Genomic DNA, 22,616 nt, shown 5'->3' on the forward strand with positions numbered 1-22,616 from the left:
ATTACTTCACTCCGATCGGAGTTTTAATGAAACTCCCGATGTACTCATCAGTTTTTATCCACTTTGGAGGCTCATAAACACCCTTGTAATTTGGTGGATTGAGTTCCTCGTTATAGTGCTTGGGATACAAAGTCCGCTCTGCCCAGATAGCCACATTCTGAGAGACACCCGTTGGATCGTGCGATAGAACCTCACGTACGAAGCGATGGACCCATGTGTTCTTTTTAGTCCATGGACACACGGAGACGCATGCTCGGCAGCCCATTGGACCTGCGCCGAGATTCCATCCATCGCGACATTTCGCGAGGTTTGTGTTAAACCTGCGCAGACCATAAATTTCGAAATCCGGTTCATTGGCGTAGCTGATACATTGAGTCGGACAAACCTCAGCGCAAAGCTTGCAGCGGCTGCAAAACTCACTAAGGTTAAAATCGATTGGCTTATCCGCGGCCATCGGTAGGCTTGTAGTGATGACTGCAGGCCGAACGTTACCGCCAAAATCTGGCGCGATGCAGTTCGATGTGCGTCCGATTTGGCCCATGCCGCATTCAGCACCAATTCCGGGTATCGGCATATCGTACCCGCCAAATGGTGAATGCCATCGAGCAGGGTAACCCAAGTGTTTGAGGAATTTTACCATTTGCTGCGCAATCTGAGAGGAAATATTGTATCCGGTCCAAGAATCACCATAGTTTGGATCGCCGGCATTAACGTCCCAACTCATCGTGCCAGACACTAGGATGGCGTTGTCCCACCATTCGGGAATCTTGATTGGAGTATTCAAGCCAAAACCGCGGCCTCCAGTACCAGCGCCCAGCCCACCAAGCGCAGCATGACTCCAAGCAACCCAACCCTTATTCAATGGGGTTACCCCTACAAAGGTTGCTCCCAGATCAGCCGCCATGCGTTTTACTAATTGACTCGCCAGCTCGGGGGTATCAAAAACAGCTCGACGTTCCGATACACCCGACCAATCGTTTTGTTCGGGTGGAGTAGTGACAGACGAAACTGGTACGGCACGTTGGGCTTCCGATCGAGCCATGGCGATTAAACCTTCGTTCTGGTTGAAATCAGCGCGGCTGTCGATGCTTGACTTAAAACGTTCGATAAGTTGGGGGAGCCAGTCGTATTTGTACTCTTTATCGACATCGAGCATCATCGGATACAGCTCATAGTACCGCTGATATAGCGGATCTAATGCCGCAACGCCATTAGAAGGCCATGTGTTTGGCAGGCAATCCACTTTGGATGGATCATAGCCTATAGCGGGGCTGCTTCCTGAAACGGCATGTCCCGTAGTTTTAAACCTTTCACCGTAATACCATCGCATGTCGACCCGATGATACCCGTTGACAGACTGGCCATTGGGTAAATCCTGCCCAAGAACTTTCCAGCTGGAGGTAGGGACTTGGTCCACTTCAAAGGGTACGCGATCGAAGTAAACATGACCTTGGCGGTGTTCTTGACCTTGCATTGAGAACGCCGATTGGCCTTCGTGATAGCTATTCCACGTACTGCCAGCAGCTGCCACGGCAAGTCCGGCGCCACCGATACCGGCGGCTTTAATAAAAGCCCGCCGGCTTATACCATTTTCGCTCATCTTCTGACTCCTTCTTTATTAATGCTTTGGTCTTTCCCAGCGTCACCCGGTCTTTCCCAGGAGTCAATGCAACATGGTCACCTCCAAGCCTAAACTTTCAGGCTCTTGTGCACCAGGTACGTTATCGGGCACGATATCGTATATGATACATGAGGTTACCGTTAGTAACATCGTACTAAGGTACTAGTACCTAGAAAATATTTTTTCCCCCTAGTATAATTGAGCTACTGAAAGGACACGGGTGAAAAATGCTCATTGAAAACAGCTGGCAACATACACCTGATGATGATGACGATCTGAGCCTCCTCATAATGCGTACCCGAAGAGCTATCTACAAAGAAAAAGAGCGGGCATATGCCAAGCTCGATATCAGCCCTGAACAACACGGCGTACTTTCGCACCTCATGCAACACGAAAAAGCGACCATCGGCGACATTACCGAAAGGATGCTCAGAGAACCTCATACCATTCTCGGCCTTGTGACCCGGATGGAGGCAAGAGGATTAATTACCAAAACGAAAGACATGAACAATAAGGGTTTGATCACCATCACTCTTACCGATCCCGGGCGTCGGTTGTGTAAGGACCTTGAGTTGGTTGATAAAAAGTTTAAGCCTACTGCTGTTCTCACCGACTTAGAACGGGATCAACTCGCGCATTCTCTAGAGAAAGTGCTCATTGGTTGCCTTTCCCGTCTTGGGAAATACCCCGAGCTATAGTCTGACCCTTGCCCTCGATCCTCCTCCCCCCGTTGAAAAAGAAAGCCCCCTCCTTCGTTTGGAGGGGGCTAACAATGTTAACTCCATCCTACCTTCAGTTACCACCAGAAGGAGGTGTATTCCTGAAACCGGCGCTTTGCTGGCTAGTGGTTACCCACACACAGTAGGCGGTACTGCGCCGGATTCTCACCGGCTTTCTCTTCCGTTATCTTCTCATTAATGCAGGACGTTTCAGGTTGCCAATTATTTTGTAAGGTACAACTAGACCTTTGAGCGAATTACCCACAGAAGGCGTCATTCTCGTAATGTATGCCATTAACTGGGAAGGGGTTTTGTCTACCATATTTATCATCGTACATAGTACTAATTTTCATTATACTTAAATGCTTATTTTAACCTCGAGTATTCATTGCAACCACCCCAATGCCTTATCTGCCAGCGTATTAACTCCACGTAGAGCATTACCGAAAACCTGTGATCAATTTTTTCAAAAACAATTTATCTTTTGCCCACAAAAGATTGCACAAGCTCTGCAAATGTGTGAGGTTGTGAGAATCTCACCATGTTGGAAGCCACAAGACAATGGCTTCGGTTGGCCCGGCTGCCCATGAATCGAAAAGCGGTGCGGCAACTACTGCGTTAGCGCTAACGTTCGTTAGCGCCTGTAGTAACTTATTAGCCCCGACAGCCCGCTGACGCTAACCCCAGCTAACAATAACTACTGTTAGCTGGGGGGATGGCATCTTCCCAGGCCTAATGACCCGCCAACACTAACGTTTGGTAACGGGGGTAGCGGTGTAAATGGTAAGTGGTAAACGGTAGTGGGCTATAGCCCGTTACCACTACCCCCGCTACTGCCGCTACCATTTACCGCTACCACCCCGCTAATGGGAGATTCGGTTCAAGAACGCGCCCTGTCAATCAGTTTGCCCTATAGTCCGTTCCATCAAGTCCCCAGACAAGCATCGAGCATTACTTCGGGCACTCGGCATGTTTTTGATCAAGCGGTTTTGCCAAACCCAGCCGGTCCATTACCGCCGGGCGGTTCTTCGGTCAGGGACAACTAAGATAAATCCAAGACACAAGGATAAAGAAGACAACAATCCCGAGGACAACGCTACTTGACGCGTCAGGGACGGCTGCCCGTGACACTCCGTGTGAAGCCGAACCTGTCTCATAAATTGACACCGGAGCATCTCGCCCTGTAAACACCACCTAGGCATCAAAAAACCCTTCAGAATAGAGGAGGGGGTTCGGGGGAGGGGACTGGCCAATGTGTCGCGGCGGAGGTAACACCATGACAAACAAGACCCTACGACAATTTCGATAATATGACAGTTTTCAGGACAATCATGTTGAAACGGTCTTTGAGGTCGAACTGTCACCCGGTTTATATGTCATCCCGATAGGCTATGATTGGCTTCCAAACAAATCGAAATTGCTCCAGCTATCCAGATTAGCAAACAAAACGCCGAAATTGCCAAGGAGTGTGACTATTCCTTCACGTTGGCAACCAAAATCAGACATTTGACTAAAGAATATAAGCATGCCCCCAAGGGCGACCGACAAACATATGGCTTGAGCGTAGGCTTTGACCGCATTCTCCTGGTCTTTTGGTCTCGATTGACCCAAACGTAGTGCGTGGATGAGATCGATTGCCATCTGCGTTTTCCAACCCTAGCTCAACAGTTGACAGGCAAGGATATTCCCGGTGCGACCCAATCGGGCTCGCAAGAGTCAGCCACCGGTTGCTAGGCCTCTATCAACTTGTTGATGAACTCTATTGTCTTGTCTATCTGACCTGGACCCGGGTCGGTGAAATCGACGATAGACCTTTGAAGATCCCAAATCTAGATCTTCTCTATTTGAGCGCTGTTTAACAGAGTATCGCCTAGGAGTTATTAACCATCAATAATATATTATTGATGTCCATAAAATTAAGCCAAATTGTAATTTAAGAGCTTGTCGATATTCGCTATCCAGTTGACTATCCGATTCACTATCCAAATCGGTTAGTATCCTGTTTATACCTACGCATTCCGAAATAAGATAGCATAATGACTCGTGAAGTAGTAGGTGGTTAGGATACCAAATGGGATACCAAATAGGACGCAAAAATATTGGGTTTTGTGGCCCCGGTTACCTTCAATAATTACGTTAATATTGGTCTCTTGGTTCAGGGCACACAATAACATCTACTTATAAGGGCTCGAATGCCGAGCTACATATTTCGAAGCTCTCGAAAATATTCTCTCACCGCACTTTCCTGGCTCTTCGGTTCAATCGAACCCGGCCTCAGGCTCCGGACATGATCAATGGCGCTTTGCGGCTCCCAGTCGCGGCTAACCAGGCAACAGGCAAGAATGGTCCCAGTGCGGCCAAAACCGGCTCCGCACGAAACGCCTACCGGTCTTGTAGCTTCGAGCGACTTTGCGATGAAGGCCACTATCTTGCGTATTTGATTCAGCGTAGGGGCTGTAAAGTCGGCTACCGGTTCGTGGCAATCCCAAAGTCCGAGTTGGGTGATTTGAGAATTGGTTACCGGGGTATATTTAGTTTCTTGCATTCTCACGAGGGCAAGGACTCCTTGCTTCTTCAACCATGACAAGTCTTGCTCTGATACGGGGGCTGCATGTCCGGCTAACTCGCCCTCAATTATCCAGCTGAAATTCAAATTGTTCGTTTTCGGGATACTCTTTTCCATGGTTTTGCTTGGCGAGTTGTACTTGCTGCTCAGGCGGTGGAAATGTATTTGATTCCTCAAAGAGCTTATTACCCACTTGAAAGATATTCAATTATTTGTCATTTCCCAAAACCCTGAGCGGGAATGGTCACTGTAGATCCTGTACATAATGTGAACCGTAGCTTGTTCTATTGAAGAGCTATTCTCGATCAATATAAATAAATCGTCGCCCACCCCGGTTCCAAACCCACCGACATACGGAAATCCCGAATGCAACGAAATGGACTTGTTTAATGAGGTTCTGACGTTATTGAAATTGGCGCTCAAAATGCCTTTTTCGTCTGAAATGATTATGAAGTCAATGTATTCATTCCCAGCAAGATGAACCGGGTAGAGGTAATTACCTCGGGCGGGGATTGTTAGAGCGAGTCCTGCATATTTCATTGACAAGGCAGACTGGCTTTCATTGGCTATCTCCTCGAATCTTGTAGCTTGATATTTAGAAGATACAAGATCTTGGGACAGTCCGGTGTTATCAGCCAGTAGCGAGTCATTCGATTTGTCTAGACGATAATAGGAATACCCCAGGACACCAACCGACAGAACGATTAAAACAACTAACACGCTAAGAATGACTTTCTTCATCTTTCCTCCAAGTCTCGGACTCAGGGTGAACCACCCCACAGGACCATCAACCCTGGTCCTACAGTTCTGGCCAGCTTTGAAAACACCTTACAAGCAGCGTTCGGAAAGTTAATCGTCTGGGATAGTTCAGACACCTGGTTCATAATGGCAGAACATCCTTCGATAAAATGATACTTATAGTCTGTAGACTCATATTATACATCACCATATCATTCGTCAAGCATATTTTGTTTGGCTGAAATGACCGACGATATTATCCAGAAGCGCTTTGGCGAAAGAATCAGATCTCTCAGGCAACTCAGAAGATTATCGCAGGAAGAGTTGGCTTTTAGGGCTGGTATCCACCGCACCTATCTCGGCGGTATCGAACGGGGCGAGAGAAACCCTGCACTCAAAAATATCAATTCATTAGCCGATGCCTTAAATGTAAGCCTTCCTGAACTGTTTCAATTCGGAGAAACCAGGAAGTCAAAATAAATCATTCCTGGTCAATTGGGTTGCCCAATTAAACCGAACGGACATTGTCCTACAGTTTTCTACTTTCCTGTCATATCCACTTTCCACCGTCGAAAATGAAGCCTATAGGACAGCCCGCCCCGACGGTTCTCGGACGGTAGATTTTGACGGTAACTCGACGCTGGGGATGAATAATGCCGACGTTTCTTAAACAGCAGGGTGCCTTGATTAATAGAAGATTGGGCAGCCAGAATCACACAATTCGATATTCTTTTTCTGTGAACCCCCGCCTTCTTTGGGCTTTACGCGGCTTTAAAATCGCAAATCGGGTTGAACAATTTGTTTATTGATTTAGGCAATTGTGCACTTAAATATGAGTCGAAGGAAACGGTCATCTATTGGTGCAGAACCCCCAATTTTCCGACTGTAGGGCCTGTGGCACCGGCTATTGGAGATTTTCCGGCAACAGGATTCGGCGGGAGAGCCTTCACAAAGAGATGCTGACCCAAAAAAGTCTCGGGGATTTCCCTAAATTTCCTTGAGGTCAGTTTGCTTTCCAGGGAAAAGTGATAGTGTCCGAAATAAGGCTTAAAGGGTAAGTTTCGGGGACACACTTGGGAAAACTTTGAACAGGAAAGTAACGGGACACCGTCTGACACCATAATTTAGCTATGAATAGGCAACTGCAGGACAGTAACTGGAAAGTAGCTGGAAAGTGGATTGAGTAACCGACCAAGGTGATTGTGGAAGCTAGTCCTCTGAACCACCAGTCCATAGATCTTGATACCACTTCCGGTGTTCCTCACCCGCTATTTTCCGGTACTTGGCGGTGGTATTAAAACTTTGGTGACCAAGGTGCTGTTGTAGCATCCGCATCCCTTCGCCCGAATCATTGTGTTTCATGGCGAAAACCGCAAAAGCATCCCTCAATTTGTGGGGTGAAGCATTATGAATCTTCCCTGTTTCCGGGTTAATCAGCTTGGGTAAACCGGCTTTTTCAGCCAGATTCTTGATTATTTGCCAGGCTCGATGCCGGTTGATCCCGAAAAGGACCAGTCTGCCGTTCCGTTCTACCGGACCTCCTGATGCGATGAATTTCTTGACAAGGCTTAGGAGCGTATCATCCACTGGCAAGACACGTTGTCTTCTGACGTCTTTGATGTCATGTATCGCCGATTCCACTTTGGCGCCGCAAGCCGGGCAGAATATAGTTGTCAGGCATAAGGCCGCCTGGCACTCCGGGCATTTAAGCTTGATCCTGCTTTTGAGATGTTTGATCGTAATTGTCCCGTTTGCAAAGTCGATATCATCAACGCCTATGGCCAAAGTTTCACTGATGCGCGTACCGAGACGAAAAGATGTTGAAACAAGCAGTTCATCCCGGACATTTGTCGCCTCTTCTTTCATTTTGAAGATATCGGTAGGTTCAAGATAAGCTTTCATAGGGATCAGCCTCCTTGTTCATCGCCGGATCAAGTCCATTGGCCGCAGTGCAAACGCTGGAAATGCCTTCGTCCATACCATTTCTTGGTGGAGAAGAAGACCCCAACTCCCTAAGGCGGCGACGGACAATCAGCCTGGCTAAGATTCTCATAGCCAGATGACGACCGTCTGAGTTTTCCGGACCCCATGAATTGCTCACCATTCTATTCTAAGGCATCGGATCAACGCAGATGTCTAAGGCAGCTATATATTGACAATGACATAATAGTATGGTATGACGTACAAATATCACAGGTGAACTCATACCGGAGGTGTTTTTGATGCCGAAGAAAAAAATCCCTTCACCCAAGGAGATGCGAGATTGGCTGGAGAGCCGAGAGAACGGAACCTCCGAGGTCGAACTCGCCCGAACTAAGGGACGGGATATCCGCACGATCAGGGCTAGTCTTCAAAAAGCGATGGACGAGCGCAGGTTTAACCTGGCTCAAATCGAACTACTAAGAAACGCTCTTAAAGCCCACCAGGAGCAGCTTATGGGGGCTGTAGACTGGCTACAGCAGAACGATGATTTGCCGCCGCGCGATCTGGATATCCCGTGGCCGGTGGGGAGCGGAGAAATCAATTCTTCGAGCGAGGAACCTCCGCTGGAAGTCGCTTTACTCAGGGAACATTTGCCAAAAGACCAGCTGTGGATCCGGCTCGATCGATGGCAGAAAGCACGGAAGGATTACATTGACAGTCTGGCTAACGTCAAACAAATCGCTGCCGAAATGTTGATGCAACGAACCGGCGGCGTCTTTGTTGACGAACGTTTCAATCCAATCGAAGGCGCTCCAACAAGCGTCGTCAATAGTGAAAATACCGTCAAGCTGGTTGAGAGTAACCTCTTGGAACTGGCATACAAACGGTCGATCGATTCAATATTTCAAAAGATTCCCCATTCTAATGAGAACCTCGAAAAAAGCATCAAAATCGATAAGCACAGCGGTGAAGCCCGGCTTGGTCAGGGAAATACCCTTGCGATCTGCCCAGGTAAAGAGTCTGTTTGTAAGGCGTCGATCGTTTCAGTTCTAATAGAATTGCCCGTAACACCTGCAGCAAACAGAATCAAAACCTCGTGGGAAGAACTCGTTGCCGCCAAAAAGGAGCTCGACGAGACGCTTAAAGAAATCAAGCTCGGAATTCTTATCACCGGGCAATGCCGAATTTGTAAAAGGCTCAAGGGTTAAAAGAGAGGGCGTTATGGATGTCGTTTTGTATGCCCGCGTCAGTTCGGAAAAACAGGATGTCGACCTCAGTTTATCAGCGCAGCTTAAAGCTCTTCGAGCTTTCGCTTTGAGCAAAGGCTACACCATTGTGCGTGAATACGTCGATGAAGCTGAAACCGGCAGAACGACCTCCCGTCCGGCGTTTAAGGAGATGATCGCCGCCGCTCGTCGTCCCGGCAAGACTTTCCAGGCAATCCTCGTTTGGAAATTTTCTCGTTTCGCCAGAAGCCGCGAAGATTCGATCGTCTTCAAGACACTTCTGCGAAGAAATGGGGTTCAGGTCATTTCAATCAACGAACCATCTGAAAACACACCTGTTGGTCATTTAATGGAAGCAATTGTCGAATCATTAGACGAATTTTACAGCGAAAATTTAGGCGAAGAAGTCGTTAGAGGCATGCGGGAAGCCGCCTCGCGCGGGTTTTACCAATCATATCGGGCTCCCTACGGATATCAAAAGGTCAGAGTGTCTGACGGAGCTAAAGTCAGGACGAAGCTTGAATTGAATACATCTCAATCCAAAGTAGTCGAAGGCATTTTCAACGCTGTTCTTTCAGGCCAGGGTTCTATCGACATCGTTAGAGACCTGAACTCCAAAGGCATTCCCAGCTCCAAGGGCAAGGCTTGGACCAAAGGTACTATCTATTCGATGCTTGGCAATGAGATCTACACCGGCACTGTTGTCTGGGGACGCGTCAGCAAAAGGGGGCTGAAACCCATAAGAGTTGAAGGTGCATGTCCGAAGATCGTCGAGCGTGAGACCTTCGACAACGTTCAAAAATTGCTGGGTGAACGGGCTCCAAAGAAGGTTCATCCGAGGGTGGTTTCCAGTAAGTTCCTCTTAAGCGGACTAGCGCGCTGCGGATACTGTGGTCGCGCTCTCACCGGGGCGGACGCAAAGAGTGGTAAGTTCTCATATTACGTGTGCGGTAGTCTGACTAAGAAGGGGGCGGGTTCTTGCCATTCCAAATACCTGAACGCTTCCAAATTCGAAGACGCAGTGATTGCCGAAATCAAGAAAGCAATTCTTACAACGGAGAATCTCACCGACCTTGCTAAGATTGCCAGCGAGGAATGGAACGAAACGCTATCCCAGCTCAGGCAGGAAATCGACACTGTCCAGGATAGTCTTAAAGATACTGGATACCGGCTCTCTAATATCTATGATGCCATCGAGACGGGAAAATTCGACTTACCGGATCTGTCGCTAAGGATCAAAGAACTGAAGATGCAACAGGAGAAACTGCTGGAAAGGAAACATCAGATTGAACTCGAGTACGCTGAGCATAGATATGAATTACTTGACCCCAAACAAATGGAGGCTTACGTTGAGGATCTGAAATCACTGCTTGATGAAGGCCAGGTCTTCGAGAGAAAGGCGTTCATCAAGGGATTTGTAAAAGAGATACGGGTCAAGGGTGATGAGGTGATTTTGGAGTACACACCCCCGTTACCTGAAGGGGTAGGGGAAACGGTTCTATCTATTGGAGGTCATGGTGGGCAGCAGAGGATTCGAACCTCTGACTTCCTGCGTGTGAAGCAGGCGTTCTAACCACTGAACTAGCCGCCCACGGGGAGAATTATTCTAGCCCAAAAAGCGAACCCTTTACAAATACAATACTTGATTTTGCCAAGACATTTCGGATGTAACTCGGGAGAAATCAGAGAGGAGTGTACTCTTTGATTCACTGCCCGGTCTTTCCATCGGTACCAAGGCTGGTTTAAAATATTGTGCCATACCCGACGGGGAAAGATACGAGTAACATCAAATTACTGCCAAAATCGTATAAAATAAGGATAAATTTGTTGACGGATCCCTTAGAAACATACTCGCTTCTGTTCGATAATCTTAAAAATTGCGATAAACAGTCGCTTTTGAAGACTCGAGATCAAGTGGCTGATGTTGTCCGGAAGGCACTTACGTCTTCGTTACAAGATGTTTCTCGGATGCCTGGTGTCAACGACCAAAAAAATGTACATCTCCCCATCCTACAATACGTAGCTCATCTGCTTGACTCGCGTTCTATCATTTTCATAGGCATTATCGGTTCTCCGGGTTCGGGGAAATCCACTATAGCTTCTTATTGGGCAATCGCATTAAAACTAGGTTTTGGCTTGGATGTTTTGATGCTTTCGTCTGACGATTTCTATTTACCGAAATCGGAACGAGTCAGTCGAGGGTATACTTGGCGAGGCAGCCCCGAGACACACGATATAAGTTTATTCCGCGATACAATACAAAATATTTATCAGGGAAAATTTCCTCTCGTGGTCCCAAGGTTTGATCCAAAGCTCGATGATCGCGGGGCACCGGATTTAATCGAAGTAAAGCCAAGAGTGTGTATCCTTGAAGGTTGGATGATCGGTAAGCTTGCGGAAATGGCTTGTGGTTCAATTCGACCGTTTTTCGATTTTCTGGCGTATTTGAATATGTCTGACATCGGTGCCAAACACGCCCGCTTCAAGAGAGAATCAATGATTTATAAGGAAAGCCGCGGTGAAATGGGATTCAGTCCTGACGAGATGTCCTCATTTTGGTTGAACAGTCTCAAACCTAATATCGATAATTTTGTTAAGCCATACTTGAACCTTTCGGACCTGATTCTGGAGCTGGGCCCCGGGCATCGGATTTGTAGCATTGCAAAACCAGTTTGCAGTGGCGCCATCACCAACATTACACGAACTTACCGAGAAAAATGAAAATCTAAGAAGCCCCTTTCCGGGGCTTCTTTTTTCTACGAAATTTTCCCGATGAACTACGAACTATTTCCCGGAGATTGTGCGAACATTAACACCGAGATATTTTTTAACCTCGGTTGGGTCATTGCAATAAGCGAATACAGTTTTCAAGGTGATTGTTCCGGCTTTATATAATTCAGCCAGACTCTCATCCATGGTTATCATACCGCTTTCGCGGTTGGTCGTTATCACATTGTGGAGGTTGTGGACTTTGCTTTCCCGGATCATACTCTTGGCTGCCGGGTTAGCGATGAGTACCTCCATGGCTGCGATTCTGCCTTTTCCACTAGCTCTTGGAACCAGGGTCTGGCATAGCACCGCAACCAGAAGAGACGCTAACCTGGCTTCGGCCAGGTGCCTCTCCTGGGGCGCAAACAGGTCGATGACGCGCTCAACAGCTTGGGGTGCTGATGGAGCGTGGCTGGTTGACAGCACTAGATGACCTGTTTCAGCCACAGAAAGTGCTGCCGCAGCTGTATCGGGATCCCGAATCTCGCCAAGCATGATGACGTCGGGATTTTGTCTCAGGATATGCTTCAGTGCCGAGGGGTATGAATTGGTGTCTTCTCCGAGTTGGCGCTGGGTTATGGCGCATTTCACCCGCTGGTGAACATACTCGATTGGGTCCTCGATTGTGATTATATGATGCCCGCCGGTCTGATTGAGGTGTTGGAGCATCGCTGCCAGAGTCGTGCTTTTCCCGCTTCCCGTAGGACCGGTCACCAATAGCAGTCCGCGCGGTTGAACCGCCAAGTCTTTAAGGATCTGGGGTAATTCGAGTTCATCAATGGTCGGCACCGCCGGTGGCAGAAGCCGGATGGCCAGGCTGATGCCGTGCATCTGTCTCGCTACGTTGCAACGCAGGCGGCCGTAGTCATCCATGGTGCAGGCGAAATCGAGTTCTTTGGTCTGCAGAAACTTCTGCCTTTGTTCTTCATCGGTAAGCTGGGTCAGCGCCACATCTATATCGTGGGGGGTGAGGAAAACATTACCCAACTCCTGAAGTTCGCCATTTACCCTAACAAGAGGCGGGCTGTCGATGACCAGATGGAGATCGGAGGCTTTCAGGTCGCTGGCAGTTCGCAATAACTCCAAAACGTCCATGTTTCCAGTTTAGTCACTCAAACAGAGGATTTCAAGGGTTTTTTAAAAATTATTTTAGAATATATGTCGTTTTTAACGATTTTAACAACAAAAGGCGACGTGGGGTCGCCCCGTGTTGGTAATCAAATGGTTCTCCTAATACTGTCTTGCCCCTAAGAAATTTGGGGGAGTAAGATGTGGGTATGAAAAAAATCATTCCCGCCGTCGTTGCGTTCCTCGTAACATATCTCGTTTCCGATGCCATAATTGGCTCGTTCATTATCGGCAACTCCACAGGCGATGAATTGATAAAAACCCTTTCACCGCTAGGCTTAGGTTTCCTCGCTTCTTTTATCACTCTCGCAATTGGCAAGTAAATCGTTCGTTTTGTCACGCTCTTTTCTCCATTGATAAGTCACTATAACCATTACTACCCCTTGTATAATAAACATCGCAATTAACCATTTCTCGGCGGTATCAAATGTTCCCCATGACTCTAATACGCTGAACATTATCTCCGCCCCCTAATCGTCATTGCCCCTGTTGCGATTGGTTTTCTAGCCCTAACTTTTGCCGATTGCCTTTTACGATAGCCCATATTAACCGGCTGAATTGTGGACTGTATTAATGGCTTTCGAGAGTAAATAACCTCTTTCCAGTTTTCGTTAGGTGTCTTTAGCCCACATATAGCAGCAGGAGTTTGCCCGTCTAGGCTTTCGTGTCCTCTTAGGTAGTTATAGAAATAGACATACCCTAAGAGGTTCATTTTGGCTGTCGCTAGGCTTTTGAAGTTACGGCTTACTTTGTGCTTCTCTTTTAGCGTTGAATTAAACCTCTCGATTACGTTGTTGGATTGCCCGTTTTTACCCTCAAACGGCTTGGTAACGATGTGATGTGTCGTATCACCGAAAACCATTTTGACCATTTCAGGATAGGCGGTATACCCATCTGAAATGACCACTTTAGGCGGCTTGGTCATTTTTAACTTGGCTTGCTCGAAAGCTAACTGTATCGCCCTTGCCGTTCTTGCCCGTGATAGATAGGCAGATAAGACATATTTGGAAATTGGGTCTACAACAACAACACACCAATATTTCTTGCCAGAAACTTTAATTACAGTCTCATCGGCAGCAACAGTATCACCAATATTAGGCTTGTCATTTCGTGTACTGTCTAGCGCTGCTTCTGTGGCTTTTTTAATCCATTGGAGTATCGCAGGATCGCTAGGTTCTCGGCCTGTTTTTTGTTTTATTTCGCCTCGAATATCGGCAAGCGATGATCCTGTGTAGTACTGATAAACCGCCGATGCTATGTCCTCTGGAGTGTACTTATCGTGTGGCAGACAGGCATTATTTTGGAATGTTCGGCCACACTTGGCGCATAGCCATTGTTGTATTTCTCTCTTATGCCCATTCTTTTTAACATCTTGGCTACCACACCACTTACAGGCCACATATTCTATTTTGCTTATTCTCGCCTCATTCACTATCTCCATAACTCTAACACTCGCTTTCGCTATATTTACTATTACTGTTTTCATTGCCGCCTCCGTTTAGGTTTACCCAAACGTAAAACGGCAAAGTACCTATGTCAAGACTATTTTAGGAGAACCAATCAAATCGTTGATTGCTCGTGCTGGTATGTGATGCTATAATCCCGTGAATATGGAACTTTCCAAACAAGAAGTCCTGCATATCGCCCGGCTAGCGCGCCTCGGCATCGAAGACGCCGAAATAGATCGCCTTCAGGGGCAGCTTTCTGATATTCTTGGCCACTTCTCGGTGCTTGCTCAGGTAAAGACGGATGGCGTGCCGCCCACGGCGCATACATTTGCTCAATGCAATGTCCTTGGATATGATGAACCCGCGTTGTCTCTCTCGACGGAGCAGGTCCTTGCGAACGCGCCTGAACGCGAAGGAGATCTTTTCCGCATCCGGGCTGTCCTCGAATAGTACGCCATGATCGACGTCAAATCGCTGACCATTGTTGAATCCGGCAAGCTCCTGAAGGACAAGGAAGTATCTTCGGTCGAACTTACACGCGCTTATCTCGACCGTATCGATACCGTGGACCCGAAGATTCAGGCGCTTATGACCCTGACCGACGAATTGGCTCTGGCACAGGCCGGGGAAGCCGATTCGATGATCGCTAGGGGTGATGGTGAGGCGCTCACCGGCATCCCGATAGTTTTCAAAGATGTTCTCTGTACCAAGGGCATCCGCACCACCTGTTCATCCAAAATGCTGGAGAATTTTATTCCTCCCTACGATGCGGCGGTCGTAGAGCGTCTTCGCGGCCGCTGGGCTGTTATAATTGGCAAAGCTAATATGGACGAGTTTGCCATGGGTTCTTCTACGGAGAACTCGGCCTATTTCACCACCCGCAATCCATGGGACACGTCACGAGTGCCGGGTGGCTCTTCGGGCGGATCGGCAGCCGCCGTAGCCGCTGGTCTCGCTCCGGCAGCCCTCGGTTCGGATACCGGAGGTAGCATCCGCCAACCGGCGGCATTCTGCTCGGTAGTTGGTTTGAAACCTACATACGGACTTGTATCCAGGTACGGTCTGATCGCATTTGCTTCGTCCCTCGACCAGATCGGACCATTTACCAGGGATGTCGCCGATACGGCTCTAATGTTGAATGCCATTGCCGGCTATGACCCGCGCGATTCCACCTCAGTCCCCCAACCCGAAACCGATTATTACGGTTGCCTTGGCGACAGCGTCAAAGGCATGAGGATCGGTGTACCCAGAGAGTATCTTGCCCAGGGCGTCACCCCGCAGGTTAAAGCAGTGGTTGATGCTGCTCTTAAGGTCTACGAAGACCTGGGCTGTAAAATCGAAGAATGCTCGCTGCCGACCACAGATGCAGCACTGGCGGTCTATTACATCATCGCCCCTTCGGAAGCCTCGGCCAACCTCGCCCGGTATGACGGTGTCAAATACGGCTACTCCTTTAAGGATACCGATAGTATGTGGCAGGCGATGGAAAAGACGCGCGCTATCGGTTTCGGGCCGGAAGTCAAACGACGTATCATGCTGGGCACCTATGCCCTGTCTGCCGGATATTACGACGCCTGGTATGTCAAGGCTCAAAAGGTCCGTACCGTCATACGCCGCGAGTTCGATGCCGCCTTCGAAAGATACGACGCTCTGGTCACCCCGACAGCGCCGACGATGCCGTTCAAAATCGGCGAAAAAGCGGCCGATCCCTTCTCGATGTATCTTTCGGATATCTGCACCATACCGGTTAACATCGCCGGTCTTCCCGGAATCTCAATCCAGGGCGGATTTGCCGAAGGCCTTCCAGTCGGCCTCCAAATCATCGCTAAACCCTTCGCCGAAAAGACGATATTGAAGCTCGGCCACGCATTCCAGCAAGTAACTGAGTGGCATAAACGCCTGCCGAACATCTAATCCAGCTTCGATAATCGGTGATGGCATGAGGCTGCGAGCCATGACGACTAATCATACGATCGATCCCGTCAAAAGACGCTGCCTCATTAGCTCCCGTCATATAAGCCTTTTGTTTTATTTTGCTGGACGATCCGATAGAATTCGGCGCTAACATCGACGCCCTTTTCACGCAAAACACGTTCCGTCATTTCTACGGCATGCGACAGGTCCAGGAACTCATGGAGCCATTTATTGTAGTCATCCGGTGATTTTTTATATGCGGCTGAAAATTCGTTGTATTCCTCGGTGATCTTGTTGAACTGGTGCGCCGGGGTAAATTCGCCCCGAACTCGCGGGAATTTGAAGATAGCCTTTACCGCGCCGAAATGCCTCTGGAAAATATACTTGTCGACATACCAGAACACTGAAGCCAGAAGAAGCTGGTTTAGCAGGAAAGCGGGGAAAGTTGGGATGGAGAATTGATCGACCAGGATTACCTGCAGGATAGCTCCGGCAATTCCCGACAGCAGAATCCATCTTCCGAAGACGTACACGAACCATTCTTTGGAAAACATCGTTGCTTCCTTTCTCCGTCAGAACAAAAACCGCCTGAGCATTTAGCCCAGGCGGTCGGCAAATCCGTCGCTCGCGCTCCGTGTGGTGAACTCCACTTCCGCCAGTCGCGCGAACACTCAAATTTAATTTAACAATATCGTGCCGAGCGGGTTCCTGTCAACGTTTTGCACTCCATTTTGACACAACTATTTTCATAAGCCACAATGGAAATGTGACAATGAAATGGGAAAAGTGTTCCACCGAACTTTCGGCCACTTTGGCCGCCGCCACCGCGGGTTCTCCCGCGCAAAAACGGATGATGTTCGGTTGCCCGGCTTACTTTATTAACGACAATATGGTGACCGGCGTCCACCAGTCGAATATCATCTTGCGGTTGAGTGAGGCCGATCGGCGCTCTATGTTTAAGGAGTTCGACGAGGCTGCGCCCTTTGAGCCATTTTCAGGGCGATCGATGAAGGAATATTTAGCTCTGCCAGCTGTGGTGTCTGACAACTCCACCGTTTTTCAGTCGTGGCTTTCCAAGGCTTTCGGTTAAGTCTTGTCACTGCCGCCAAAGAATGCAAGCAAAAGAGGAATAAGGAGAAATAGATGGCTCGAGTTACAGTTCCCGGTGTCGACAAGGGCAATGTTATGTTGTTCGCTTTATCGACCTGCGTTTGGTGCGGCAAGACTAAGAAATTACTGGAAGAAATGGGTGTAGCTTATACCTACGAATATGTCGACCTGCTCTCAGGAAAGGACAGGGATGCCGCAGTGAAGGAAATCATGGTTTGGAACCCTGCCACTTCCTTCCCCACCCTGGTGATAAATAATGAAAAGTGCATTGTCGGTTTTAAAGAAGACGAGATTCGGCGGGCTCTGGCATGATGGATTCCAGGCATGATACCGCTGCGGTTGATAACCTTTTCGCCAGGCTTAACGCCGACGCTGAAAAATTCGGTTATCACCTCAATCCGGATATCGAGTTCACACGGTCGCTGGTGGAAGGGCTTCTTACTAACATCGGCAGGTATGGCTACATGGCTTGTCCATGCCGGCTTGCCTCCGGCATACGTGCTCAGGATCTTGATATCATCTGCCCCTGTGACTACCGGGATCCGGATTTAAGCGAATACGGTGCCTGTTTCTGTGCTTTGTACGTTAACACTCCGATCCTTCAGGGTAAACAGGCGTTGAAGCCTGTGCCCGAAAGGCGAGGTCAAAAAATGGTTGAAAAAAAACAGGAATCCGCTTCAACCGGAAGTGTGACCATAAAACTGTCACAGCCGGTGTGGCGTTGCAAAGTTTGCGGGTACCTTTGCGCTCGCGGGGAACCGCCGGAGATCTGTCCCATCTGCAAAGCGACGAAAGACCGGTTCGAGCGTTTTGTCTAGGTACCAATCGCTCTTTTATTAAAGGATAACTGGATTTACAATTTCGATCTGACAAAACTGAACAGCGATCACGCGGCTAGAAATGAAATACCTTACTAGGCTGGTTTTTGCCTCGAGTCTTATTGCCGTAATGTCTTTGGTGCTCATTCCCGGCTGCGACCTTGTTAAAAGTAGTCTCCAACGCGATCTCGATGCCGCTCGTGCCAGGTGGGAACGGGCAGACATCAGATCTTACGAATTTCGCCTTCGCGTAGGCTGTTTCTGCCCGCCCAACATTATTTTCCCTGTGATCATGACAGTTCAAAATGGAGTTAATACGGACGCCGAATATGCTCAAGAACCAAAAGAAATTACCACCGATTTCTTCAAACAGTACGACACTATCGACAAGTTGTTTGAGGTCGTCCAAAAAGCTATCGATGACAGAGTTGACAGCCTGACGGTTGTCTATGAATCCGCGAATGGTTATCCAAAATCAATTAACATCGATCGTATTAAAGATGCAGTTGACGATGAAATCGCGTTTTTCGTTGAATCGTTCGCCCCAACCTCCTGACATAGGCACTTTCGGACGTGATAAAATAGCTCCAAACGTCCGAGGTTTCCGATGGCAAATTTGAAGGGAAAACCGTCAAGCATAGAATCCCTGGTTGATGCCTTAAAGCCTGATATTTCGCTCAAAAACCAGAAGCGGTTGCGTTTGAATATGGTTTTAAGGGTAGCCAGGCGCCTGGATTCGTCATCCCTCGGCTGCGAGTCATGTGTTGGCCACTTGCCCGCAATCGATCGACTTATCAACGGCATTAAAGATGTTGATCAGTGGCAACTCCCGGAATGGAAAGCCTACTACCGGCAATTGGATGGCATCATCAGGCATCTGAAGACCGCTCACCACCTGACGGAGGAGGGAGAGCACCTTGCTCTGTGGATCGCAATAGGCCTGCTTATGGGCACGGCAATCGGCAGCGCTTTTGATGTTAGTATTCTCGGTGTCATCCTGGGAGTGGCGTTCGGGGTAGCCGTCGGTGGGTTGTTGGATGCCATCGCCCACAAACAGGGACGAGTCATTTAACAGATTTCCGTCTCCCGCGTGACGATAAGAGATCAGTTCTTTACACTCGTTCTTCTAACTGCGTATAATGAACGACACACTCGGCAACAGGGGTTAGCTATGCTGAAGCATGAAGTTCTTAAGATCCTGGAATCAGACGCTCGAACCACCCCCGAAGTGATCTCTCGGATGACCGGTGCCTCTCTTGACGAGATCAAACAAATCATCGGTGAAGCCGAAACCGATCGTACGATCGTCCGTTACAAGACAGTCATCAATTGGGAGAAAGTTTCCAATGAACGCGTCGAAGCTATCATCGAGGTCAAGGTGACTCCCCAACGGGACACCGGCTTCGATGCCATCGCCCGTCGAGTCTATAATTTCCCTGAAGCCAGGACTGTTTATCTCATGTCGGGTACATATGACCTCGCAGTGTTAGTTACAGGTAAGACAATGCATCAGGTGGCCGATTTTGTTTCCCAGAAGCTGTCACAGATTGACGGCGTCCAAGGAACCACGACTCACTTCATGCTTAAACGCTACAAGGAAGACGGCGAGGTTCTTGCCGGAACCGAGCAAATCGACCGGCAACAAGTCGTACTTTAGGTCTGGAATCGATGCCTACCGAAACAAGTGTCAAGCGTTCGATGACTTCAAAAGCCGTAAAGGCTATTAAGCCGTCGGGAATACGTAAGTTTTTCGATTTGCTGGCCGATATGGAAGGAGCGATTTCGCTCGGCGTCGGCGAGCCGGACTATGTTACCCCGTGGCACATACGCGAAGCTGCTATTTATGCCCTTGAGCATGGCCGGACGATGTATACCTCTAACGCCGGCACACCCGAGTTGAGACAGGAGATCGCCCGCTACCTTAATACGGCACATGGTTTAGAGTACAATCCTCTTGGCGAGATCGTCGTAACCGTGGGCGTTTCTGAAGCCCTTGACCTGGCGGCCAGGGCGATCCTTGATCCCGGCGACGAGGTGATAATCCCGGACCCATGCTACGTGTCGTATCCTTCCTGCGTAACTCTTGCGGGCGGCGTACCGGTGACGGTGCCGACCTGGGAGTCCGAATCGTTCGAACTAAACCCTAGAGAAGTCGCCAGGGCAATAACGCCGAGGACGAGGGCTATTCTTTTAGGTTATCCCGCCAACCCCACCGGGGCAGTGATGCCTTACGACAAATTGGCGGAGCTGGCTATCCTGGCTGCTCGGCACAACCTGATTGTCCTCTCGGATGAGATTTACAATCGCTTGACCTATGGCGTGACTGTTCCGTCGTTCGCGAGCCTACCCGGTATGAGGGAACGTACCGTCGTCCTTAATGGGGTATCCAAGGCGTATTCTATGACCGGGTGGCGTATCGGGTATGCTGCCGGACCAAAAGAAATCATCGCCGGCATGACCAAGATCCACCAGTACACCATGCTCTGTGCTTCCTCAATGGGCCAGGCCGCAGCTATCGAGGCATTGAAAAACGGCGAGTCTGATATTCAGGCGATGGTCGAAGACTACAATCATAGGCGTCAGGTGATGGTGTCCGGCTTTAATTCGTTGGGCTTGAGCTGTTTCGATCCCAGGGGTGCTTTCTATGCCTTCCCCTCGATAAAATCGACCGGACTTTCCTCGGACGAATTTGCTGAGCGCCTCCTGAAGGAAGAAAAGGTTGCCGTCGTTCCGGGCACTGCTTTCGGGGAGCAGGGAGAGGGTTACCTCCGTTGTTGTTATGCCACTTCGTTGCCACAAATCGAAGAAGCGCTAGAACGCGTCAAACGTTTCTTGACCCGCTTGTAACCATCTTTCCCGGCGGAATAAAAACTCGTTTCCTCATCCTCCCAGCTCATTTCTTCGCTTGAGTCACCAGGGACATCAAGACAAAAACCAGTCAATCTCCAGGGTGCAATTGTGGAATTGTTTTGTTTTAGAAGCCAAAAGAACCGGCTGTAGCACCAGCCGGTTCTTTTGGAGGGGGGAGATTGATGCCTGGAACCTTATTGGTACTATAATCCATGGGCAATGGAAAGTCAAGACATCTTTGGACAATAAATATCTACTTATCAAAATTAATGAAATTAATCTAAACTTAAGGCTTTTTCCAACGACATCCTTGCAGTATCCCCGCTTTTGCCCTTAACGAAATCAAGGATGATCCGTTCGAATTTTTCGATCATCTCGGCGTGCAGCCCCAATTTCAAGAATCCTGTCCTGACGCCGGCCGCCGAACCCAGGCTGCCCAACTTCCTGCCGAAGATCGAAAACATCTTCTCGACTTCACCCATGACGGTGTTGTCTGTCGCAGGTAGATCCCTTACAAGGGTGCTGAGATCGGAGGCCATCGAAGAAATGCCGGCAAATTCCTTGTCCCCGAGGGCGTCCTTTGCGCGCTTGAGAATTAACCCCGCGCCTCCCTTCGCCTGCGCTTCCGTGACTCCCAATTTGCAGATTAACAGGTCTACTAATTCCATCCTATGGCCTCAATTTGAATCAGTTTTGATTATCGTTTAATAGGGTTACGCTGAAGAAGGAGACAGGCGATGCACCTGCCCTTGAAACTAATTCTATCGGCCGTGGGGAACGGAATCAAATGCGAAAATAGCGCGATTAAGCGCCAATTCCATGGATGAGCAAATCATCGGAACTAGGCGGAAAGCTTGGTTTAGATGGCTCTATTCAGACCACGGTGAGCAACAAGATGTTCAGCAAACGTCTACAGATCTTTCAAACCCCAACAGTTCCCAGGTTAATAGGTTTTCTGCCATCCTTTTGACCCTGGCGAGCTCGGCTTTCGAAAGATGATACGTGCGCTTGATAACGTTCAAGACATCCTTAAGTCTGCGATTTTTACTCTTTTCAAACAATTCCACGGCTTCTTGGGCTGCAACTTCAAACACGGGTTCCACCATTCCTATTATCCAGCTTGTATTTTTTTATTTTTCAGCGGATAAGGTACTCCTAAATTTTAAAGAATGCAATTGTACTATAGTCCTAATTCCTCCCAAAATGGTTTATTTAGGTATTGCTTGACACCGAAAGAAAGAATAGAATCGTTTCAGTCACGCTGAAGGAGATTTATATGGATGCAAAAAAATCGCCTGCCATGATCAAAAAAATGTTCGATACGGGAAAAGTGACTTTGGTCGATCCGGATACCAAATACAGGTATTCTTTGACTGCTAAATGCCCTGACGACGGTGAATATGCCGACGTAGCCAGGTTTGACAAGGCCGGAAGCTCTTTGAGCAGGGTTGTTTTCAAATGCACTCAATGCGAAGAGGAGTTTGAGGTACCTCGAGAACAGATGATGGTCATTTGAACTTTGATTTGCTGAAATTTCATTATTTGAAAATATTTTGCTTTGGAGGGCCTCCAAAGCAAAATGTCTTTGATCTGGATAGTCGGCGAGATATTCCGTCGCTCCGGCGCGTCAATTAAGATCAGCGTACATTCGCCAAAAATGCCTCGTTGGATCGCTTCACTCGACGGGCTCCACCTTTCCCAAATGACCCTCGCTGAACTCAATTTTTTCTGAATCCTCGATATCTTTCAGCCCTTAATTCAAACGTAAATTGACAGTTTCTCGTTT

24 protein-coding genes, 1 tRNA gene, 1 pseudogene and 1 riboswitch are annotated in these 22,616 nt (G+C 48.5%); of the genes and pseudogenes, 16 read left to right on the top strand and 10 right to left on the bottom strand.

Annotated features, from left to right (window positions below; genetic code table 11):
* Position 1: 1 nt before the first annotated feature.
* On the bottom strand, positions 2-1,600 hold the full coding sequence (locus HX448_RS01885) for a 4Fe-4S double cluster binding domain-containing protein (protein WP_102331374.1): 1,599 nt from the start codon (positions 1,598-1,600) through the stop codon (positions 2-4).
* 248 nt (positions 1,601-1,848) lie between these two features.
* Here HX448_RS01885 and HX448_RS01890 point away from each other — a divergent pair, with 248 nt between their 5' ends.
* Positions 1,849-2,319 (top strand): MarR family winged helix-turn-helix transcriptional regulator, encoded by a 471-nt coding sequence (locus HX448_RS01890; protein WP_102331373.1) that lies wholly within the window; start codon positions 1,849-1,851, stop codon positions 2,317-2,319.
* Between the two features lie 1,410 nt (positions 2,320-3,729).
* Here HX448_RS01890 and HX448_RS01895 read toward each other — a convergent pair.
* The 3 genes from HX448_RS01895 to HX448_RS01905 all read right to left on the bottom strand — a co-directional run bounded on the left by HX448_RS01895 (position 3,730) and on the right by HX448_RS01905 (position 5,647).
* A complete protein-coding gene (locus tag HX448_RS01895) occupies positions 3,730-3,981 on the bottom strand; it encodes a hypothetical protein (protein WP_102331372.1) in 252 nt (83 codons plus the stop codon).
* Positions 3,982-4,540: 559 nt separating this feature from the next.
* Complete coding sequence (locus tag HX448_RS01900) at positions 4,541-5,023, bottom strand: phosphatase domain-containing putative toxin (RefSeq protein ID WP_102331371.1); 483 nt, start codon at positions 5,021-5,023, stop codon at positions 4,541-4,543.
* 87 nt (positions 5,024-5,110) lie between these two features.
* The gene (locus HX448_RS01905; protein WP_102331370.1) at positions 5,111-5,647 is read right to left on the bottom strand and encodes a hypothetical protein; all 537 of its coding nucleotides are present in this window, start codon (positions 5,645-5,647) and stop codon (positions 5,111-5,113) included.
* A 240-nt stretch (positions 5,648-5,887) separates the two neighbouring features.
* Between HX448_RS01905 and HX448_RS01910 the strand changes: the two genes are divergently transcribed.
* Positions 5,888-6,124 (top strand): helix-turn-helix domain-containing protein, encoded by a 237-nt coding sequence (locus HX448_RS01910; protein WP_102331369.1) that lies wholly within the window; start codon positions 5,888-5,890, stop codon positions 6,122-6,124.
* 729 nt (positions 6,125-6,853) lie between these two features.
* Here the strand turns inward: HX448_RS01910 and HX448_RS01915 are convergent.
* On the bottom strand, positions 6,854-7,546 hold the full coding sequence (locus HX448_RS01915) for a tyrosine-type recombinase/integrase (RefSeq protein ID WP_102331368.1): 693 nt from the start codon (positions 7,544-7,546) through the stop codon (positions 6,854-6,856).
* Positions 7,547-7,866: 320 nt separating this feature from the next.
* On the opposite strand from HX448_RS01915, the gene HX448_RS01920 reads away from it, so the two are divergent.
* Complete coding sequence (locus HX448_RS01920) at positions 7,867-8,775, top strand: hypothetical protein (protein WP_102331367.1); 909 nt, start codon at positions 7,867-7,869, stop codon at positions 8,773-8,775.
* A gap of 13 nt (positions 8,776-8,788) precedes the next feature.
* Positions 8,789-9,820: pseudogene (locus tag HX448_RS01925) on the top strand (recombinase family protein); the annotation flags it as partial.
* A gap of 488 nt (positions 9,821-10,308) precedes the next feature.
* Here HX448_RS01925 and HX448_RS01930 read toward each other — a convergent pair.
* A tRNA-Val gene (locus HX448_RS01930) sits at positions 10,309-10,384 on the bottom strand.
* Positions 10,385-10,620: 236 nt separating this feature from the next.
* On the opposite strand from HX448_RS01930, the gene HX448_RS01935 reads away from it, so the two are divergent.
* A complete protein-coding gene (locus HX448_RS01935; protein WP_102331366.1) occupies positions 10,621-11,514 on the top strand; it encodes a hypothetical protein in 894 nt (297 codons plus the stop codon).
* Between the two features lie 63 nt (positions 11,515-11,577).
* On the opposite strand, the gene HX448_RS01940 is transcribed toward HX448_RS01935, so the two are convergent.
* Positions 11,578-12,657 carry a type IV pilus twitching motility protein PilT gene (locus tag HX448_RS01940; protein WP_102331365.1) on the bottom strand — a complete coding sequence of 360 codons (1,080 nt, stop codon included), beginning with the start codon at positions 12,655-12,657 and terminating at the stop codon, positions 11,578-11,580.
* 182 nt (positions 12,658-12,839) lie between these two features.
* Here HX448_RS01940 and HX448_RS01945 point away from each other — a divergent pair, with 182 nt between their 5' ends.
* Positions 12,840-13,013: a hypothetical protein gene (locus HX448_RS01945; RefSeq protein ID WP_162485801.1), complete on the top strand. Its 174-nt coding sequence runs from the start codon at positions 12,840-12,842 to the stop codon at positions 13,011-13,013.
* Between the two features lie 134 nt (positions 13,014-13,147).
* Here the strand turns inward: HX448_RS01945 and HX448_RS01950 are convergent, their stop codons facing one another.
* Entirely contained in the window at positions 13,148-14,176 is a 1,029-nt protein-coding gene (locus HX448_RS01950) for a DDE-type integrase/transposase/recombinase (RefSeq protein ID WP_102331364.1), read from the bottom strand.
* 124 nt (positions 14,177-14,300) lie between these two features.
* On the opposite strand from HX448_RS01950, the gene gatC reads away from it, so the two are divergent.
* Both gatC and gatA read left to right on the top strand, forming a co-directional pair.
* On the top strand, positions 14,301-14,588 hold the full coding sequence (gene gatC, locus HX448_RS01955) for an Asp-tRNA(Asn)/Glu-tRNA(Gln) amidotransferase subunit GatC (protein ID WP_102331363.1): 288 nt from the start codon (positions 14,301-14,303) through the stop codon (positions 14,586-14,588).
* Positions 14,589-14,594: 6 nt separating this feature from the next.
* The gene (gene gatA, locus HX448_RS01960) at positions 14,595-16,052 is read left to right on the top strand and encodes an Asp-tRNA(Asn)/Glu-tRNA(Gln) amidotransferase subunit GatA (RefSeq protein WP_102331362.1); all 1,458 of its coding nucleotides are present in this window, start codon (positions 14,595-14,597) and stop codon (positions 16,050-16,052) included.
* Positions 16,053-16,138: 86 nt separating this feature from the next.
* On the opposite strand, the gene HX448_RS01965 is transcribed toward gatA, so the two are convergent.
* Positions 16,139-16,606, bottom strand: coding sequence for a hypothetical protein (locus tag HX448_RS01965; protein ID WP_102331361.1), 468 nt, complete (start codon positions 16,604-16,606; stop codon positions 16,139-16,141).
* Positions 16,607-16,644: 38 nt separating this feature from the next.
* Positions 16,645-16,725, bottom strand: a riboswitch (ZMP/ZTP riboswitch).
* Positions 16,726-16,824: 99 nt separating this feature from the next.
* Here HX448_RS01965 and HX448_RS01970 point away from each other — a divergent pair.
* The 7 genes from HX448_RS01970 (at position 16,825) to HX448_RS02000 (ending at position 20,827) form a co-directional block, all read left to right on the top strand.
* Positions 16,825-17,142 (top strand): TfoX/Sxy family protein, encoded by a 318-nt coding sequence (locus HX448_RS01970; protein WP_102331360.1) that lies wholly within the window; start codon positions 16,825-16,827, stop codon positions 17,140-17,142.
* A gap of 53 nt (positions 17,143-17,195) precedes the next feature.
* Positions 17,196-17,474 (top strand): glutaredoxin family protein, encoded by a 279-nt coding sequence (locus HX448_RS01975; protein WP_102331359.1) that lies wholly within the window; start codon positions 17,196-17,198, stop codon positions 17,472-17,474.
* Positions 17,474-17,980 (top strand): ferredoxin-thioredoxin reductase catalytic domain-containing protein, encoded by a 507-nt coding sequence (locus HX448_RS01980; RefSeq protein WP_102331462.1) that lies wholly within the window; start codon positions 17,474-17,476, stop codon positions 17,978-17,980. Before HX448_RS01975 ends, HX448_RS01980 begins: the two co-directional genes overlap by 1 nt.
* Positions 17,981-18,062: 82 nt before the next feature.
* Positions 18,063-18,536 (top strand): DUF6174 domain-containing protein, encoded by a 474-nt coding sequence (locus tag HX448_RS01985; RefSeq protein WP_102331358.1) that lies wholly within the window; start codon positions 18,063-18,065, stop codon positions 18,534-18,536.
* Positions 18,537-18,587: 51 nt separating this feature from the next.
* Positions 18,588-19,052, top strand: coding sequence for a glycine zipper domain-containing protein (locus HX448_RS01990; RefSeq protein ID WP_102331357.1), 465 nt, complete (start codon positions 18,588-18,590; stop codon positions 19,050-19,052).
* 99 nt (positions 19,053-19,151) lie between these two features.
* Positions 19,152-19,637: an Lrp/AsnC family transcriptional regulator gene (locus HX448_RS01995; protein ID WP_102331356.1), complete on the top strand. Its 486-nt coding sequence runs from the start codon at positions 19,152-19,154 to the stop codon at positions 19,635-19,637.
* A gap of 11 nt (positions 19,638-19,648) precedes the next feature.
* Positions 19,649-20,827: an aminotransferase class I/II-fold pyridoxal phosphate-dependent enzyme gene (locus HX448_RS02000; RefSeq protein WP_102331355.1), complete on the top strand. Its 1,179-nt coding sequence runs from the start codon at positions 19,649-19,651 to the stop codon at positions 20,825-20,827.
* Positions 20,828-21,105: 278 nt separating this feature from the next.
* On the opposite strand, the gene HX448_RS02005 is transcribed toward HX448_RS02000, so the two are convergent.
* The gene (locus HX448_RS02005) at positions 21,106-21,498 is read right to left on the bottom strand and encodes a DUF2780 domain-containing protein (protein WP_102331354.1); all 393 of its coding nucleotides are present in this window, start codon (positions 21,496-21,498) and stop codon (positions 21,106-21,108) included.
* A gap of 608 nt (positions 21,499-22,106) precedes the next feature.
* Here HX448_RS02005 and HX448_RS02010 point away from each other — a divergent pair.
* Positions 22,107-22,346, top strand: a complete 240-nt coding sequence (locus HX448_RS02010) for a hypothetical protein (RefSeq protein WP_102331352.1) — start codon at positions 22,107-22,109, stop codon at positions 22,344-22,346.
* The last annotated feature ends 270 nt before the right edge of the window (positions 22,347-22,616 follow it).

The organism is Dehalogenimonas etheniformans (assembly GCF_014672715.2).
Taxonomy (GTDB): domain Bacteria; phylum Chloroflexota; class Dehalococcoidia; order Dehalococcoidales; family Dehalococcoidaceae; genus Dehalogenimonas; species Dehalogenimonas etheniformans.